This is a genomic window from Sphingobacterium psychroaquaticum, from assembly GCF_004421025.1.
GTDB lineage: Bacteria > Bacteroidota > Bacteroidia > Sphingobacteriales > Sphingobacteriaceae > Sphingobacterium > Sphingobacterium psychroaquaticum.
Window position 1 is genome coordinate 2,251,700 of record NZ_CP038029.1, and the last position, 18,146, is coordinate 2,269,845.

Genomic DNA, 18,146 nt, shown 5'->3' on the forward strand with positions numbered 1-18,146 from the left:
CGATTTATACAAGTTTGTTCAAACAAAGCTTTTCATCTTTGTGGTATAAAAAATGCTTTATGAAAAGATACCTTAAAGAGACCAAAATTCTAAACTATTCTCATCCATCGATTCAACAGTTGATTACGGATAAAAAATGGAATCAACTTGATTCTGTGTCAAGAGTAAAATCTATTTACAATTTTGTGCGCGATGAAATAAAGTTTGGTTATAATACGTCAGATGATATTTCTGCCTCCACGATATTAGCAGATGGATATGGACAATGTAATACAAAATCGACCTTGTTGATGGCTTTGTTGCGGGCCACAGCAATACCAAACCGTATCCATGGCTTTACGATTGACAAAGCACTACAAAAGGGTGCTATTACCGGAATCTGGTATAAGCTTTCACCGAGAAATATTTTGCATAGTTGGGTGGAAGTATTATTGGATGGTGAATGGTATTTTTTGGAGGGTGTTATTTTAGATAAGCCATATTTAACGAAGTTACAAGAGGTAAATAGCGACTGTAAAACAACGTTTTGTGGTTATGGTGTATATACAGATCGTTTTGAAAATCCGCCCATAGAGTGGGATCTCAATAATACTTTTATTCAAGACCAGGGAATCAATCAGGATTTTGGTTTATTTGACACGCCAGATGCGTTTTATGCCCAGCATAAGCAAAAACTAAATTGGGTCGAACAGTTTATTTTTCGAAATGTCGTTCGACATATTATGAATAAAAATGTAAGTAAAATAAGAAATAATAATTCCATTCCCCCCCAAAGTTCAGTGTACTGAAGTCTTTAAAGTATAGGGCTTGCCAAACAGCTTACGAACGTGATCCCTCTAACCATTTTTTATGAATATAAATTACCAGTACATCGATGAGTTGATCATAAAATGTTTACGTCAGGAGGCGTCTCCGGAAGAACGTAAAACATTATTGAATATATTAAAGTACAGCGAGGATCCTGTTTTAAATGAAAAGGTTGCTGCGGCGTTTTCTGCGTCGCAAGTGGAGACCACTCCATCGGATAAGGTGTGGCAACAAATCGTATTATCTACCAGTAAATCCTCGACTAGGTCTACTGTTACCCGCTTAGTGCCGCAGATACTAAAGTATGTGGCGGCAGTTGCTTTATTCTTGAGTTTACCTCTTTACTTGTACAAACAACAGCAAAGTACAAAACAGCATGAAGTTTTGGATAAGCAGGAAATAGTGGAGTTGAACTATGAAAAGGACACTAAAGTATTACCTAGTACGAGTACAGAAATACAACTTGAACTAGCTAGCGGGAAAATAATTGACCTAATGTCTAAAGATACGGCTCGTGTCGTTACTAACGATGGGAACGTTACAGTCGTGAAACAAGGTGATAAATTACAATATATTGCAGCGACTACAGTGTCGAAGAGTGATGATGTGGTTGTTTTTCACCGTGTTAAGGTTCCGTTTGGTAAGCGTTTAACCGTTGAGTTGGTGGACGGCTCTCAAATTGAATTGAATTCAGGATCGGAATTGAAGTATCCTGTTCGAGGAAATTCAAATAGGATGGATCTATATCTTAAAGGAGAAGGTTTCTTTGATGTCGCACATGTTCCAAGTCGATTGTTTAATGTGCATGTTGATGGTTTTGGACGTCGAAGAGATTATAATGTTCAAGTTTTAGGAACACAATTTAATATTAAATCGTTCCCCGAAGATATGTCGAGTAAGACTACTTTGTTTACGGGATCCATTCAACTTACCGGGCTCGGTAAAAATGCAGTACCACTAAAGCCGAACATGGAAGTCGATGTAGAGAAGGGGTATGAAATAGGTTCAGCTGATTTAGAATCGGCTATTGCATGGCGTAAAGGAGATTTTTTCTTTAAAAAAGCAAGTCTCTATGAAGTATGTATGGAACTTGGGCGCTGGTATGGTGTCGATTTTCAATACGATAAATCGCTTGAAAATATTCAGTTTTATTTTAACGTGTCAAGATCCAAACCCTTGGAAGATGTCTTGAAAATGCTAGCTGATAATGAAAGTATTGTAATTACCAAAAGGAAATCCGTGATAGAAATTACCCATAAATAACAAACCAAAATTCAATTATTAACCACTAACGCAAATGAATAAAAAACTTTTAACAAAGATTTTATTCGTCTTTTGGTGTACACTTTTGTCGATGAATTCTTTCGCACAGAGAATCACGATATATAAGCATAGTATACCTTTAGATGAATTGTTTCGAGAAATCAAGAAGCAAACCAGTTATGACATTGTATTAAGCTCGTCACAGATTAATCTCAATCAGCTTGTCGATGCTTACTTTAAAGACGAAAGTTTGGAAACTGTTTTGAAGAGTTACTTTCACCCCAAAACAGGCTTTCAATATAGAATCGACAATAAGTCGATTGTAATTCAGGAAAAGGGCGTGAAGCAAAGCTATATAGCTGGACGTATTTTATCGTCATCCACAAGCCAACCTTTGGCGGGAGCGAGCGTGAGGCTTGGCGCTAATTCTGTTACCAAAACAGATGGAAAGGGCTTCTTCGTCCTTGATTATAAGGATGATGCCAAGCTCCAGATTAATTTCTTGGGATATAAAAGTGTGACACATGCAGTTAATCCCAATTCATTTAGTATAATACGTTTAATCGAGGATGTTGAGACCGTCGAAGAAGTCGTTGTAACGGGTATTTTTAACCGTTCTGCAGAAAGTTTTACAGGAGCTGTGACCAGTATTAGTGGTGCGGAAATTAAGAAGATAAATACCAACTCGGTTCTGGCGGCTATCTCGGCGGTGGAGCCCTCCTTTAGATTGAAGACAGATAATCAATTTGGTGGCGATATTAATCGTTTACCCGATGTGCAGATGCGCGGTGAGAATTCATTCCCTAACCTGAGCGGTGAACTATCGAATAGACCGAATGAACCATTATTTATCCTGGATGGTTTCCAAGTGAGTCTGCAACGCGTCGTAGACTTAGACATGAATCTTATTCAGTCTGTTACTTTATTGAAAGATGCTTCAGCTACCGCTATTTATGGTTCCCGAGGGGCAAATGGCGTTATGGTTATCACTACAATTCCTCCTGCCGCAGGAAAAATTCAGGTAACCTTCACGAACGATTTCAGATTAAATACACCTGAATTAAGTGTCTATAATCTCCTTAATGCACGGGAGAAATTAGATTTTGAAAAACGTGCAGGTTATTATACAGGTACGACCAATCTGCAAAACTATTTCAGGGAGGTACATTACAATTCCCGATATAAGAATGTATTAAAGGGAATAGATACCGATTGGTTGAAAATCCCTACACAGGTGGGCAAAAGCAACAGATCATCATTGCGCCTTCAGGGGGGCGACCATGTTTTTCGTTACGGCCTTCAATTCACGGCTGATTTACAGCAAGGGGTAATGAAAGGACAGGACCGAGACAACTACAGTGGACAGATTGATTTAAGCTACAATGTGAGTAAGTTTAGATTTATGAACTCGCTTCGTGTGTTCCAAAATAAAGCTAACATGTCACCGTATGGAAGCTTCAGTCAATATGTCGGCATGAATCCCTACTTTTCGCCTTATGATGATGAGGGAAATGTTCCACAGTTACTGGAACAGGTTTATTATCATTCCGCATATGAACCTTATGTTACGATCAACCCGTTTTATAACACAACATTGCACTCTGTAAATAAGTCTGAATATTTTGGTGTGACCAATAACTTCTCAGTCCGCTATAATATTTTACCCTCACTTTTTGTTGAATCGAACTTTAGTATCACCAAGCAAACAGAGGGTGCTGATCAATTTTTCTCTGCAAAAGATTCTCGTTTCGCCCGGATATCAGACCCGGGACGTCGCGGATCTTATACCGCACGTACAGGTAAGTCTTTTAATTATGAGAGTATGACTACCATAAACTATAATATAAAGAAGGATAAGCATCAGATATTTTCCATGGCAGGTTTTCACGGCGCAAGTAGTAGCAATGAGTTCTACCAAATTGTTGCGGAGGGATTTCCTTATGATCGACTTGACAACTTATTGTTTGCGAACCAGTATCAAGCCAATGGTAGACCTACTGGTGATGAAAATACATCACGTCGAGTTGGCTTATTATACTCTGGGAACTACAGTTACGATAATCGGTACCTAGTAGACCTTTCAATTAGACGGGATGGCTCTTCACAATTCGGTACTGACAAACGTTTTGGTACATTTTGGTCCGCAGGTTTAGGTTGGAATATCCATAATGAACAGTTCTTGAAGAATAATAGCAATGTAGGCAAATTGAGATTACGAGCGAATTACGGTAGTACAGGATCGCTAAATATCCCTGCGTATGCCGCACAATTTCGCTATAACTTTGGTGTATCCTCCTCGTATTACAATGAGTTAGGTGCTATTTTGAACAATTTAGGAAACTATAACCTGAGTTGGCAGAACGTTTACAAATTGAACGTTGGAATGGACGCTTCCTTGTTTGCGGATCGCCTGGACTTGCGACTAGACCTTTATCGGGACCAGACAAAAGATGCATTGACCTCTGTAACCTTAGCCCCGTCTACCGGATTTAACAATTATTCCGAAAATTTAGGTGAGCTTCAAAATACCGGTATTGAGTTTTCAGCACGATATGCCATTATCAAGCAGCCTACAAAAGGTATCCTTTGGACGGTAAATGTAAACGGTTTTTCGAACAAAAACATGCTTAAGAAGCTCTCCAATAAGCTCAAGTCAGCAAATAATGACTTAGATGCCTCAAATACTACGCAAATTTATCCTAATGTATTATTGCAGGAAGGGCAGTCCATGAACACCATTTATGCGGTACGTTCATTAGGTATTGATCCTGCGACAGGATCAGAAATGTTCTTAACCAAGGATGGACAAAAAACGTACGAATGGAATAGTCGAGATAAAGTCGCATTAGGGGTAGGCCAACCAAAATGGAACGGAAATTTTGGATCAAACGTAATCTATAAAGGTTTTGAACTCAATCTTATTTTCAATTATCAGTTTGGTGGACAGTTATATAACTATACGTTGGTCAATCGTGTAGAAAATATCGATGTAGCCAATAATGTTGACCGTAGAGCTTACGATTTGGGTTGGACAAAACCAGGGGATATTAGTTTATACAAACGTATCACGTCAACGCCAAATGAGACTCGCTCTACATCTCGGTTTGTACAGGATGATAATAACTTAAGGTTGACCTCAGCTTCTCTCGGTTATAATTTTTATGGCAAGAAATTCTTGAAACGTTGGGGGATGAACGGACTGTCTATTACAGCACTAACTAATGATCCATTTTGGTGGAGCTCTATTCAAATAGAGCGTGGTACGGATAATCCGTTCACGCGTAATTATTCTTTGTCGCTACGCGCAAGTTTTTAATTAGGATAAATTATGAAGAAATATTATTCGATTTTATTGTTGTTAAGCTTGATACTTAATAACAGTTGTTCCAAATATCTTGATGTTGCACCGAAGTCTTCCGTGGGGGAAGATCAGATGTTTGCTTCTGAAATAGGGTTCGAGCAAGCTTTAGTAGGGGTGTATTCACAATTGGGTAAACAGGAACTGTATGGTGATCGTCTTTCGCTTGGATTTGTTTCGGCATTGGCACAAAATTACGCCCAGACAAATGTTGCAGCTCCTTATTACAGGACAAGGACTTATGATTATAATACCGATGAGGTCCGTAAGCATTTATTGCAGATTTGGAGTTCAGGTTACAATGCCATTGCTGGTCTGAACAAAATTTTGGAGAAGGCAGAAACCAATCGTTCTGTGCTTTCGGCAAACGGTTATAACACGATTAAGGGGGAAGCACTGGCCCTTCGAGCGTATATTCATTTTGATTTGTTCCGTCTTTTTGGACCGGAATATCAAGGAAGCAAAGAAAATAAGGCAATACCATATGAAACACAGGTGGATGCTTTTGCAAATGTACCGAGTACAGCAAAGGATTTTTGTCAGTTGGTGTTAAACGACGCTAACCAAGCAGCCATTTTGTTGAAAGATGCCGACCCTATTTTTGTGGAAGGGAATGACTTGAATACACGCCGTATTAAGATGAACTATTATGCGGTGAAAGGGTTAGAGGCTAGAGTTAACATTTATATTGGTGAAAAACCGCTCGCATTTGCGGCTGCTAAGGAGGTTGTGGACGCAGCGAGATTTCCTTTTGTGGCCATCTCCGCTGTCAATGCAAATGCTTCCACAAAGGATCGTCTTTTTATGTCTGAATTAGTTTTCGCCTTACGGTCTAGGAATATTTTACAGTGGACAGAGAATTATTTCAAATTTTATATGAGTTCCGGAATGGGACTTACGCGTACTGCAGCAAATTTTAACACAATTTATGAGGCCTCGATAACAGATATTAGACGTTTGTATTTGTTTGAACAAGATCAAAATGTACTGTACCCTTCAAAATATTGGCAAACTTATACACCTTCAGTGACCGAAGGGCTTACCTCAGCATATCGCAAAGATCAACTCCTTCCCTTAATTCGGATATCCGAGATGTATTATATTTTAGCGGAAGCTGCGGCAACACCAACCGAAGGTGTGGTATACCTGAACATGGTTCGTTCCGCAAGAGCTATTAACAAACTCCCCGAAGGATCGACAACGACTCCTGCTTTTTTAGAATCAGAGATCCAAAAAGAGTATCACAAGGAGTTTTATGGAGAGGGACAATACTTCTTTTATTTAAAAAGAAAAAATATAAAGCGTATGCCATTTATGAATGTCGACATCCCATTAACCATCTATAAATTACCTATTCCGGATGTTGAATTAGAGTATAACCCTACTTACCAATAAGAGTATGAAAATTAAAATATTTATAATCGTTATTTTTTCTTTCATGGCATTTGTATCATGTAAGAAACAAGAGACCATGTACTATGAAGGGGGCGAGCTGATCACTTTCTATAGAGGGCGATATGATGTCGATTCGACGACATATACCTTTGCTTTTCATCCGAAACCTAAAGAACGAGACACCATTTATCTGAACATGCGTGCGCAAGGCGCCGCTCAGTCACGTCAGCGGTTAATTAAAGTCAAAGCAGGAGTAGGAACAACAGCCATTTTAGGTGAGGATTTCCTTCTTCCAGAAATATATCTTCCCGCAGATTCATTTAGCGTTAAATACCCTGTAATCATCCTTAATTCGGAGAAGATTAAGACGAAGTCGCTTAAAATAGTAGCAGAGGTCGATGCATCGACAGATTTGGTCCCTGGTGCTACAGGACGAGAAATTGGTGGAACATACGCCATGAATTCATATAAAATTTGGTTTTCCAATAAAGCCGATAAACCAGCATATTGGAGCCGAATTGAGTATTATTTTGGATCGTTTTCGGTCGCGCGCCTACGCTTTATGATCAGTACACTCGGAATTAGTGACTTTTCGGTCGAAGCTATTGGTGACTATGGCCTGTACAATTATCCCGTTACACTCCGTAATGCGATGAAGAGGTATGTAGAGGAGAATAAAGGTCCTCTTATTGATGAATTTGGAGAAATCGTGAACTTTTAGACTTCAATTATGATGAAAGATAAATTATTTAATTTTTTACCACATATACTCGTCGCATCGATTTTATCGATGTCATTACTTGGTTGTGCGAAGTATGATCAGAGTTTTAAGACGACGCCGGTTAATGAATTAACTATCGATGCCGGTGCTACGATTTTTACAGCGGTGCAGTTTGATACGTTTAAAATCCCTGTCTCTATTCGTGCTACGCAGCCGGATAAGGCAAAATACAGGTATATCTGGAAAGCTATCGCGGATGATTCGGTTTATGTATTATCGCACGAGCAAAATCTGGATATAAAAATGGAATTGCCACCGAAGCGTTATAACCTGCAGTTTACGGCAATTGATGAAGATAATGGTTTAGAACATAGTAAATTGTTTACGCTAGTGGTTACTGGTGTGTTTTCAGAGGGCTGGCTTGTTTCCCATAATATAGGGACGAACGGAAGGTTAACATTTGTACGGATGGATAATAAGATGTTTGAAAACCCAGCTGAGGAAGTTAATAATATGAAGTTTCCTGGTAAGGCAATGGCTGCTTTCTCTGCGGAAATTCCTAGTTATTCTGAGTATGCTTCCATACATTACTTTACAGAATCAGGTGTATATCGATTTGATCCAGTAGGTTTTCTTCTGACGGGCACTACCAATAATGTATTTACCAATCAAACGGTATTTAGCAATCCGGCTTACGGGGCTAATCTAACGCGTACAGACCAGTATTATGTAAACAATGGAGATGTACATGCGGGAATGGGGAGCTTTACACCGGATCAAATATCAATGCCTTTTTCTGAAGGTTTTGGCGGAGATTATTACCTTTTCCCAGTCGTTATAAATTCAGCCCAGCTCGGTACTTTCTTTTACGATAATAAGTACAAGCGTTTTTTAAATTTACCTTACTTAGATCGTCAATTAGTGCCAGCGGTAGGTTCGAGCAAAGACCTTTTTAATATGGCCGATGTTGGGAAGACGATGATAGCCGCGGATAAAGGAAGGGGGTCGTCCAGTACTGCTGTCTTCTATTTTATCATGGAGGACAATAGCGGGCGATACATTTACGGTTTAAATGCGGACAAACCAAGTTTGTTCCAGAAAATTGATCCGACGAAATGCCCAGAGATTAATCAAGCAACCGCCTTTGCTACTTCTGGTGTCTTGCAGCAAATGTATTATGCTGTGGATAATAAGATTTACCTGTATAATATAGTAGCTAATAGTGCGGAGCTCTTGTATAGCTTTCCTAATGCTACGAAAATCAGGGATATCAAAATGAAGAGAAGTACGAGCAAAACGTTAGCCGTTGCAACTTGGGCCAATTCGGCAGGTCAATTTCACACTTTTGATATTAATGATTTAGGAACTTTTGTCGGGAATAGCCCATCTAAGACTTTAAATGGTTTTGGTGAAATTGTACATATCAGTATTAAATAAAAATAGAAACCTTACTAATAAAATGAAAAAAATAATTTTAACCATCAGCCTCACAACGTTGTTGCTAACGGCTTTTGCGCAGACAGAGAAAACACAAAGTATACGCGAGCGATTAAAGGTATTAGTGGAAAATAAAGATGAAAAAGTGGTTGCTTCGTCGCTTAAGAAGCTAGAAAAAAGTAAGAATGAGAGCGATAGAATGTTGGCGTATTCCTATTATCGAAGCACGGGTAATGAGGAAAAAGAAAATGGGGTAAAAGAATCTACTATTAAAGATTTTCCAAAAGGGCAGCTCGCATACGATGCGCGGATTAAAGAGATAAGCCAGATAAAGAGTTTAGACGAAAAGGATGTCCTGTATAAAGCTTTGCTAATGGAGAATCCCGACGTTCAAGTGGGCTTTGAGATGCATATGATGGCTATGTCATATGCAGATCAGGGAAATGTAGAGAAAATGAAGGAGTATGTAACGCTTTATCGCAAATATGCGAGAGAGCGTGGCGGCAAAGAGATTGATGAGAAGAAAGCATTGGCCTCGATGGCCGTTAATCTTGTTCGCAAAAATCCTGCTGCCGCTATTCCTTTCTTAGCTGAAGGTTTAGAACTTCACCGTAAAGATCTCGCTGAACCTGAAGAAGGGGAGACGGAAGATATCCGAACACAACGTAGGGCACGCGCGGAGTCTAACTATTATGGGATGTTAACCACATATGCAGATGCCTTGATGGGAAGCGGGAAAGAAGCAGATGCGCTTCAATTGTTGGCGGCCGTACGACAAGAGGTTAAGGATAAGAGAGCATATCAATCGGTTCAGTTTAGCTATGTGAATGCGCTGCTAGCAAATAAGAAATACGCTGAAGCCTTGCCTTTCCTCGAAGAAGATTACAAGAGGCATAATATATTCGCGACAAATGAAGAGACGTTAAGAAAGGGGTACGTAGCAGCTATAGGCTCGTTGGAGGGTTTTGAGGCATATAAGGGTGGTCTTGATGATGCTAAGCGCGTGTTTGCTAAGGAAGTGTTGATGAAAAAAGTGGTAACAAAGGAAGCGCCTGATTTTGAGCTTAAAGATGTCGATGGGAATACGGTTCGCTTAGCTGATTTGAAAGGGAAGGTCGTTGTGCTTGATTTTTGGGCAACTTGGTGTGGACCTTGTAAGGCCTCATTTCCTGGTATGCAAAAGGCAGTGGACAAGTACAAAGACGATCCGAATGTACGCTTTTTGTTTATTCATACCTGGGAAAAAGGTAGCGGAGACCCGGCGGCAAATGCGAATAAGTATGTAAAGGACAATAATTATACCTTTGAAGTTCTGATGGATTTGCGAGATGCCGCAACAAAAGAGAGTGCCGTTGCTAAGGCTTATAAGGTGGACGGTATTCCTGCAAAATTTGTTATTGATCCTAAAGGTCGGATCCGTTTTGAAAATGGCGGTGCTTCCATGGATATAGAGAAAAGTGTAGAAGAGTTATCTGCAATGATTGAGTTTGCGAGAAAAGGATAAAACTGCATGGTGCGTTTAAGTTTTAGCCTCCAGGATGGTTTTCCATCTTGGAGGTTTTTTTATTTAATTTAGCTAATTTTTTGTCGAAAATGTAAATGTTTACCAACCAATTTGTAGCTTTTATTACAATTTGCATGTGCTTTCGTGGCAAAGAAGAACCTTTTGATGAGATTCCTGTAAAAAGAAGTACATTTAAACAATTAACAAAACCTTATAACTTAAATTTTAAGTAAATAAAATGGCAGGAAAGAATGTTTTATGGAGACAGCGTAGAGGAGGGAGCTTTGCTGTAATAGTGCTATGCCTTGTATTTATTCAATGTGCAGTGGGGCAAAATAAGGAATTCGTATTGCTCGAGCATCCTTCCGAACAGGATAGTTTTCAGCTTTATCATTATCGTATTAATACTTTGGATCTGTATAAGGTGGACTATAATGTGGAGCTATACAACGTTGTTTTTCCAAGAAATGAAAGGAGCTATGAGAGGATTATTTTGTTTTCTGCGCTTCCTGATTTCCATTCGAAGTCGCTATGGCGTGAAATCAAAGACACTTCGATTCTGGTAAATGTGAGAAAAGTAAAAGAGTTGGAGAATCTTTTTATGCCTTCGCTGGGGTACCATGACGGAATGGATTTGAAACGAAAATTTTTGCACGAATACATTTTGGTAAAGAAAAGCGGTGATACGTATTTCCAGGCTAAAGTGTGTTTAATGGAGATGTTTGAGGTAAAAAATATGACACCGATTATTCCTTCACCCTATGGTTTACTTAATTTACAGGAACAGCCCCTAAGTTTAGCGGCGTATCTGAAAAATTATACGGAGGATACTGTTCGTTCACAATCTTATCCAGTGCATATTTTTGGAAAGGAATATGGGGTAAACTATAAAGAAGGTTGGCGTATGTGGAAGGAATATTTATCGAGAGTCTTCGTCACCAATACAGGTCAATCTGCTTACCAGTTTTGGACATCGGCAGCGTCAAATATTGCTGATTTTCCAGATATTTCAAGGGGGATAGAAAGGTTTGTTTATGTGCCGGGGCGTGGAATAATTGGTGGATCGTATGATTTTCATTTCTTTAAGCATGATCTTAGGGTACTGGACCACAATCCTGACTTACTTCCGACGAATAGCTTAACCAAAGAAGGATGGAATGAAAATGTGTTAACAGAAAAGGTAATGATGGGGGACTTCATCCGCTAAAAGCTTGTGATAAAGTATTCAAAGGCCGTGCGTCTGTAGGCCCCACTAAAGCTCCCAAACGATTGGGAATACGTCCAATATAACCATTCACAGGCGCTTTAATCACAGCAAAACCTATGTTGACATCAGCTGAAGCCACTAAGGTTTGTTGCTGCTGTACTGAGGCTTTAGCATTTTGATAGGCTGTTTTAGCTTTTTGGTGTTGGAAATCCGCTACAACTTTTTTATTGCTTAACACTTTGTATTTATCCAATTCTAATTCAGCAGTTGCTAATTGTGATCTTGCCATTTCAAGTGAGGCTAAGGCGGTGTTTTTCTGTTCTCTATAGACAGTAGCATTAATACGAAATATAGGTTGACCACTTTGGACGTAGGCACCTTCATCTACATAAATTTTGTCGATGTAGCCACTAATTTGTGGGCGTAACTCTATATTTGTTTTACCTTGAAGATTTGTACGAAATGATTGATCAATCTGTGCATTGACAATTTGAAGGGGCAGGACTTCTGCTTCTATGGTTTGTGGACTATCTTGAGTATTCTGTTCGGTCTTATTACAACTGTGCAATGAAAGCATAGTCGTTAAGAACAAAACTAATACATTTTTTTTGCTTGTAAAACGCTTCATCGGTTATTATTTTTTATCATTATTCCTGACAGATGTACTAAAAAAGTGTTGATCGCGCAGCATATCATATTTTGCCCGATGGTCTGCCTAATCTATTATCTGAAATATCGAGTAGTTACGACTTCGAATTTGTAGATAAGATGAAATCACATGAATAACTTAACCTAAAAATGTTATTTATTAATTAGGCTGCTGATTTTTTAAAAGGTTGAATGTTTAATTTTGCTGGACATGGTATTCTAGTACGAGGAAATCTGTAACGGATTTCCTCGTACTAGAATATTAAAAGCCAGTGTTAATGACATTGTCTTTTTTTTGTAGTTTAGCTGTATAGACAAGAAGTTATTCGATATAACACCTAACCAAAATCATTCACAGATGAAAAGCATGTATTACATTTTATTTTTAGGAGTTTTATTCCTGACAAGTTGTTCGAACGCTTCAAAACAAAGTGAGCCAATTCCTGCGCATGAAACTTTTACCCTTAAATCGATACAAATTGGTGAGGATAGAGTTATCAATATCTGGATCCCAGACGATTATATAAAAAAAACAGACAGTTTGCCCGTGATGTATATGGCTGATGGTGGAATAAAGGAAGATTTCCCACACATTGCCAATACTTTGGCTAAGCTTATTAAAGAAGATAAAATCAAACCATTAATTCTTGTCGGTATTGAAAATACGCAAAGAAGAAGAGATTTGACAGGGGTTACCGAAGTGGAAAAAGATAAGGAAATTGCATCTGCTGTTGGGGGGGGTGAAAAATTCAGAGCATTTATAAACGAAGAGCTTTTTCCTGAAATCAATAGACGATATCGGACTACAGAGGAAAAGAGTATTATCGGCGAGTCTGCAGCTGGACTTTTTGTAATGGAAACCTTTTTCCTTCACCCGACGATGTTCGACAATTATATCGCTTTTGATCCATCTTTATGGTGGAACAATCATTATTTAGTAAGAACCGCAAAAGACCATTTATCGGAATTCTCAACCGATAAAAAGGTTTTGTGGTTTGCAGGTTCAGATGCAGCAGATATTTCTCCTTATACAAAGGAGTTGGCCAATATTTTGAAAACAGAAAGTCCCGTGTATTTGAAATGGGAATATTCAGACGAACCTAATGAGAAGCATACAACAATTTTTAAAGCAGCTAAAGAGAAAGCAATAATATGGACACTGAATAATGCTGAGTAAAAAAAGTTTGTTAATGCTGTAATTATCATTCTAGACCTCTATAGTATGATTAAAGTATATCCTTATGAGGGTGGTAAGAAAGTTTTATCTGAAGTGTTTGAGTGTTTTTATTATATTAGGATTGAAAAACCATTATTTCACTCACATGGATCCCGTAAGTATATTTTTTTTTGCACTAGCTTCTATTATTGGTATAGAAAGTAATAGTATCGTTAGTCAAAAAGCAACTATCACAATAAATCCCACTGATCGAACTTTTGAAATTCATCAGGAAGACCTTTTTGCAATTATCATGACAGCAGAGGACAGTTTTTCCGTAGAAGATGAATTACGACAGATACTTGAATTTCATAAGAATATAGAGAGAAAAAATACGGATAGTTTGACTGTGGAAGAAATCGTATTCACTTTAAATGATGAGCAGTTAAATACCACTTTAAAAGGAAGTTATTTCGATTCGACTGTGCTTGAGGATGCTGGCATCTATCTTGACAAAATTACAAAGGACAGATTTTACTTGATGAATTTTCCGGACTGGAACATTAGGTCATCTGACGCTGTTTTGAAAGAAAACTATTGGAGCTGGCCGGTAGACAAGACCGTGACGATCATAATGGAGCCATTTAATGATATTCCGGATGAGTATAGGCAGCATCGACGAAGTATATTGACCTACTGGAAGCAACAGACGGGTCACCAATCGGAGTAAAGAAAAATACTTAGATGATAAAAATATTGAGGAGAAATAGAGGTACCTATTATCTCCCTGGTACAAAGAACGGGTCTAGTAAAATGTCCAATTACGATAACTTGCGATTTCCGGTTTCATAAATATCACCGTACTAGATGAAGATTTGTATGTGGTCGATGAACCGTTGCCGGCACATGGTTATGTACCTGTGTTTTTTATGGCTTTTTCATAGCCTAAAAAAATGGGTCTCGATTTTGCCCTTTTGCATATGAGAAATTGGAAATCTTAGGGAGGGGTTTAAAAGCAGAAAACCCCATAAATAGTGTTGTTTATAGGGTTCTGACATTATTTGCTGCCATTTGGCGGAGAGAGTGGGATTGGTTCAGCCCCTACATGCCCCAAGCACAACCCTGAGCCTCCTGTGGATCGAACCCGTGGGGTCTCATCCCTAAATGCTATTGCATAAAAAAAATCCAATCTTTTGGATTGAACTTTTTTTAGTCTTAGCGGAGAGAGTGGGATTCGAACCCACGGTACCGTTTCCAGTACGACAGTTTAGCAAACTGTTCCTTTCGGCCACTCAGGCATCTCTCCGTGTTTTGACATTGCAAACATAAGGCAAATATTTCAATCTGCAAAGCGTAAAACGGCTTTTTTTAGTAAATTTCAATAACTTTCTGAAACTCAAAACTATTATTTACACCGGTCATTTTTTAGGCCTGCTTTTTACTTGCTTCGTAATCGATTCGTACGTGATAAATACTCTTCAACATCGACTTAAAGATATCAGATACCTCCGTTATATCCCGCATGGTGATGTTCGCATGAATAAATTGACGTTGCGTAATTTTGTAGTCAATAATTTTATCCACCAAGGTATTGATTGACTCCTCGGTTGGTTCCTTCATCGCTCTAGAAGCCGCTTCCACAGAATCTGCAATCATCAGGACAGCGGTCTCCTTTGAGATTGGTACAGGCCCCGGATAGCGAAAGATACTCTCGTCAACCAGTTTGTTCGGGTTGTTCTTAATAAACATATTGTAGAAGTAATCCACTCGGGTGGTACCATGGTGCGTACGAATGAAATCAATAACCACTTCTGGTAATTGATTCTTCTTAGCCATCTCAATACCTTTGTGAACGTGTGAAATGATAATCTGTGCAGACTGCTCTGGTGTAAGCTCACTGTGGGGATTGCTGTCAGCCTTCTGGTTCTCAATAAAGAAAAGCGGATTAAGCATTTTTCCAATATCATGATACAAGGCCCCTGCGCGAACCAAGAGTGGGTTTCCTCCAATTTTGTATATGGCTGCCTCCGCGAGATTAGCCACCTGGAGGGAGTGTTGAAAAGTACCCGGCGCTTTGAGTGAGAGTTCCCGCAACAGCTTTGAATTACTGTTCGTCAGTTCCATCAACGTTAAATCCGAAACAATACCAAACAAACGCTCAAAAGCATAAATCAAAGGATAGGCGAGGAGGGTCAAACCCACACTCACAACAAAAGGTACAATGTCAGACCAGTAAATACTGTGCAGTGATCCATTACGCGTAAGGAACAAGCCGATATAGCCGATGATATAAGTGCTTAAAATTATGATGGCTGATATTAAGAACTGCTCACGTTTTACAAGCGTTTTAATACTATAAATGGCAACCATACCGGTCGTAAATTGCAAGAACACAAATTCATAACTATTCGGTACAAAAAGTGCGGCAATCAAAACCATTAATAAATGGATATTAAGCGCTACCCTTGTATCAAATAATACACGTATAATGATCGGTACGGAACAATAAGGAATGTAATATAAACTTGGTATCTTAACCGTAATGGCCCATGAAAGGACAGCTAGCATGGATAAGATAACGATCATGATGATCGATATAAGCCTGTTGTTGTAAAATATAGACTCACGAAAGAAAAACAGGAACACCATAAGCAATACCACGCATAGAGAGATCATGAGGAATTGACCTAAAGCAACATAGCTTTGGTTTCCACTAATCTTGGACTCATCCTCAAAAGCCCGTCGTAGCGACTCCAGTTTTTGGTAAATATCATTGTTTATGACTTTATCCTTCTCTACGATTAACTCTCCCTTTTGTACCATACCTCTTGTACTGGAGATATTAGCCAACGCGGTTTGTTCGATTTTGTTCGTTAGGTTCTCGTCAAAAATAAAATTGATGGTAATATAGTTTTTAAGGATCTCCGTTAACCACGCCTTACGGTCTATCTTGGTGTTTTTTGCAATAGCGTCCCGTACATATTCATTGGCCGCCTCAATAGTGAAGATATCAGCTGTATTTTTCTGCTGCGCGATGTTATCATGTACGAGGGTAAAATTATATTGTTTTTGTGCCTCATCGGTATTATCCCCATTTGCACCTTTGTTTTGATAGCGATTATTGAGAGATATTACTCCACGGTTATAGATATAATTTAACAAACTATTTCCAACCGATTGATAGGTCGTTAGTTCCTGCTTCGAAAGAGAATCCATATTACTGATCTGCCACTTTTCGATTACATCAATATTAAACTGGTCAATCTGCTCTTTGCTAATATTGCTATTGAGGTTATAGATTGGCTGCACAGTCTTTAGAATCTGCTCTTTATCGCGGTTAAGCTCCTCCGGTGTCTTTAGTATTGCAAAATTATAAGGCGAAATCAAATTATCATGATTCCATGCCTTTCCCTTTTGAAATTCGTATCGAAATCGAGGTTGTTTCGGAAGAAAAATGCATATCAGGATAATGGTGGCCATTACCATGGCTACCTTAATGATAAATGAACTATTTTGTGTTTTGCCCCGAACGTAATTTATTTTGAGTTTCGCCACTGGATAAAGTGTTTTTAATCTTTCTACAACTGTATTATATAACAAACTTAGCTAAAAATGCGCACATCTATATTGAGCATTGTTTTAAAATCTTACATGCAATAAGCAAAATCTGCCTTTTGTCGAAATGTGGGTCTTGTTACATAGGTGTCGTTTGAAGTAATTCACGTTGTTTTTTTCGGCTATTCGTTCAGACTTCGTTATCTTTGTCGTGTAAAACATAAAATAGCAACATGTCCACATCAAAACATTTAATAGCTCCTTCCGTTTTGGCAGCCGATTTTGCAAACCTTCAACGCGATATTGAAATGGTGAATGCGAGTAAAGCAGATTGGTTCCATATCGATATTATGGATGGCGTTTTTGTTCCTAATATTTCTTTTGGTTTTCCGGTGATGCAAGCCATTGCTAAGCATGCTAAAAAGCCATTAGACGTACATTTAATGATCGTTGATCCAGATCGTTATTTGCAAGTATGTAAAGATTCTGGAGCGGCCGTTATTACGGTACATTACGAAGCTTGTACACATTTACATAGAACATTGGCGGCAATCAAAGAGCTTGGATGTAAAGCAGGTGTGGCCTTAAACCCACATACTCCAATAGGGTTATTAAAAGATATTATTCAGGATATTGATTTAGTTTGTCTAATGTCTGTGAACCCAGGTTTTGGTGGGCAGAAGTTTATTGAACAAACTTATAATAAAATCAAAGAACTACGCGCATTAGCTGCTGGGGTAAACGATGGCTTACTCATTGAGGTTGACGGTGGGGTAGGAGCGGCAAATGTAGATAAGCTTTTAGCCGCAGGTGCGGACGTTTTGGTTGCTGGAAACAGTGTTTTTGCAGCGGAGAACCCGACTAAAGCGGTTGAGGTATTGAAAAATGCAACAGGTTTAGTAAGTCAGGAAGCATAACTCCTTGTTTACTTTTCGTTATTTTGATTGTATAGGAGCCACAAGATATTGTGGCTCTTTTTATTTTGCAGGGTGTTCTTCTGCCTGCTTGCCGTTCCTGCAGTTCATATGTTTTAAGGTTCTCAAACAGTTGTTTGGATTGATTCCAAATTATGGTTAGGTGGCAGAAAACTACCAT

At 38.8% G+C, this 18,146-nt stretch carries 13 protein-coding genes and 1 tRNA gene; 11 read left to right on the forward strand and 3 right to left on the reverse strand.

Annotation, left to right across the window (positions count from 1 at the left end):
* Positions 1-59 precede the first annotated feature (59 nt).
* From E2P86_RS09505 to E2P86_RS09540, 8 genes are all read left to right on the forward strand, one after another.
* Entirely contained in the window at positions 60-788 is a 729-nt protein-coding gene (locus E2P86_RS09505; protein ID WP_085471850.1) for a transglutaminase-like domain-containing protein, read from the forward strand.
* Positions 789-849: 61 nt separating this feature from the next.
* Positions 850-2,070, forward strand: coding sequence for a FecR family protein (locus tag E2P86_RS09510; protein ID WP_085471849.1), 1,221 nt, complete (start codon positions 850-852; stop codon positions 2,068-2,070).
* A gap of 34 nt (positions 2,071-2,104) precedes the next feature.
* Entirely contained in the window at positions 2,105-5,386 is a 3,282-nt protein-coding gene (locus E2P86_RS09515) for a SusC/RagA family TonB-linked outer membrane protein (protein ID WP_085471848.1), read from the forward strand.
* A gap of 12 nt (positions 5,387-5,398) precedes the next feature.
* Positions 5,399-6,823 carry a RagB/SusD family nutrient uptake outer membrane protein gene (locus E2P86_RS09520; protein WP_085471847.1) on the forward strand — a complete coding sequence of 475 codons (1,425 nt, stop codon included), beginning with the start codon at positions 5,399-5,401 and terminating at the stop codon, positions 6,821-6,823.
* Positions 6,824-6,827: 4 nt separating this feature from the next.
* The gene (locus E2P86_RS09525; RefSeq protein ID WP_085471846.1) at positions 6,828-7,544 is read left to right on the forward strand and encodes a DUF4843 domain-containing protein; all 717 of its coding nucleotides are present in this window, start codon (positions 6,828-6,830) and stop codon (positions 7,542-7,544) included.
* A gap of 9 nt (positions 7,545-7,553) precedes the next feature.
* Positions 7,554-8,981 (forward strand): PKD-like family lipoprotein, encoded by a 1,428-nt coding sequence (locus tag E2P86_RS09530; RefSeq protein ID WP_134432670.1) that lies wholly within the window; start codon positions 7,554-7,556, stop codon positions 8,979-8,981.
* A gap of 22 nt (positions 8,982-9,003) precedes the next feature.
* Positions 9,004-10,485, forward strand: a complete 1,482-nt coding sequence (locus E2P86_RS09535; RefSeq protein ID WP_159451811.1) for a peroxiredoxin family protein — start codon at positions 9,004-9,006, stop codon at positions 10,483-10,485.
* A 238-nt stretch (positions 10,486-10,723) separates the two neighbouring features.
* The gene (locus E2P86_RS09540) at positions 10,724-11,692 is read left to right on the forward strand and encodes a hypothetical protein (RefSeq protein WP_085471843.1); all 969 of its coding nucleotides are present in this window, start codon (positions 10,724-10,726) and stop codon (positions 11,690-11,692) included.
* Here the strand turns inward: E2P86_RS09540 and E2P86_RS09545 are convergent.
* Positions 11,682-12,320 (reverse strand): efflux RND transporter periplasmic adaptor subunit, encoded by a 639-nt coding sequence (locus E2P86_RS09545; RefSeq protein WP_085471842.1) that lies wholly within the window; start codon positions 12,318-12,320, stop codon positions 11,682-11,684. The two genes, E2P86_RS09540 and E2P86_RS09545, sit on opposite strands and share 11 nt — an antisense overlap.
* Positions 12,321-12,698: 378 nt before the next feature.
* On the opposite strand from E2P86_RS09545, the gene E2P86_RS09550 reads away from it, so the two are divergent.
* Both E2P86_RS09550 and E2P86_RS09555 read left to right on the forward strand, forming a co-directional pair.
* Positions 12,699-13,517 carry an alpha/beta hydrolase gene (locus tag E2P86_RS09550; RefSeq protein ID WP_085471841.1) on the forward strand — a complete coding sequence of 273 codons (819 nt, stop codon included), beginning with the start codon at positions 12,699-12,701 and terminating at the stop codon, positions 13,515-13,517.
* 145 nt (positions 13,518-13,662) lie between these two features.
* Entirely contained in the window at positions 13,663-14,226 is a 564-nt protein-coding gene (locus E2P86_RS09555) for a hypothetical protein (protein ID WP_166785183.1), read from the forward strand.
* Positions 14,227-14,715: 489 nt separating this feature from the next.
* On the opposite strand, the gene E2P86_RS09560 is transcribed toward E2P86_RS09555, so the two are convergent.
* Together E2P86_RS09560 and E2P86_RS09565 are read right to left on the reverse strand one after the other, a co-directional pair.
* A tRNA-Ser gene (locus E2P86_RS09560) sits at positions 14,716-14,802 on the reverse strand.
* A 119-nt stretch (positions 14,803-14,921) separates the two neighbouring features.
* Positions 14,922-17,051, reverse strand: coding sequence for an HD family phosphohydrolase (locus tag E2P86_RS09565; RefSeq protein WP_134432674.1), 2,130 nt, complete (start codon positions 17,049-17,051; stop codon positions 14,922-14,924).
* Positions 17,052-17,284: 233 nt separating this feature from the next.
* Here E2P86_RS09565 and rpe point away from each other — a divergent pair, with 233 nt between their 5' ends.
* The gene (gene rpe, locus E2P86_RS09570; RefSeq protein ID WP_085471838.1) at positions 17,285-17,968 is read left to right on the forward strand and encodes a ribulose-phosphate 3-epimerase; all 684 of its coding nucleotides are present in this window, start codon (positions 17,285-17,287) and stop codon (positions 17,966-17,968) included.
* The last annotated feature ends 178 nt before the right edge of the window (positions 17,969-18,146 follow it).

What these genes read in the sequence shown, in the direction of transcription:
- E2P86_RS09505 (WP_085471850.1), top strand. Translation starts at nt 60, where the DNA reads ATGAAAAGATACCTTAAAGAGACCAAAATTCTAAACTATTCTCATCCA.
- E2P86_RS09510 (WP_085471849.1), top strand. Translation starts at nt 850, where the DNA reads ATGAATATAAATTACCAGTACATCGATGAGTTGATCATAAAATGTTTA.
- E2P86_RS09515 (WP_085471848.1), top strand. Translation starts at nt 2,105, where the DNA reads ATGAATAAAAAACTTTTAACAAAGATTTTATTCGTCTTTTGGTGTACA.
- E2P86_RS09520 (WP_085471847.1), top strand. Translation starts at nt 5,399, where the DNA reads ATGAAGAAATATTATTCGATTTTATTGTTGTTAAGCTTGATACTTAAT.
- E2P86_RS09525 (WP_085471846.1), top strand. Translation starts at nt 6,828, where the DNA reads ATGAAAATTAAAATATTTATAATCGTTATTTTTTCTTTCATGGCATTT.
- E2P86_RS09530 (WP_134432670.1), top strand. Translation starts at nt 7,554, where the DNA reads ATGATGAAAGATAAATTATTTAATTTTTTACCACATATACTCGTCGCA.
- E2P86_RS09535 (WP_159451811.1), top strand. Translation starts at nt 9,004, where the DNA reads ATGAAAAAAATAATTTTAACCATCAGCCTCACAACGTTGTTGCTAACG.
- E2P86_RS09540 (WP_085471843.1), top strand. Translation starts at nt 10,724, where the DNA reads ATGGCAGGAAAGAATGTTTTATGGAGACAGCGTAGAGGAGGGAGCTTT.
- E2P86_RS09545 (WP_085471842.1), bottom strand. Translation starts at nt 12,320, where the DNA reads ATGAAGCGTTTTACAAGCAAAAAAAATGTATTAGTTTTGTTCTTAACG.
- E2P86_RS09550 (WP_085471841.1), top strand. Translation starts at nt 12,699, where the DNA reads ATGAAAAGCATGTATTACATTTTATTTTTAGGAGTTTTATTCCTGACA.
- E2P86_RS09555 (WP_166785183.1), top strand. Translation starts at nt 13,663, where the DNA reads ATGGATCCCGTAAGTATATTTTTTTTTGCACTAGCTTCTATTATTGGT.
- rpe (WP_085471838.1), top strand. Translation starts at nt 17,285, where the DNA reads ATGTCCACATCAAAACATTTAATAGCTCCTTCCGTTTTGGCAGCCGAT.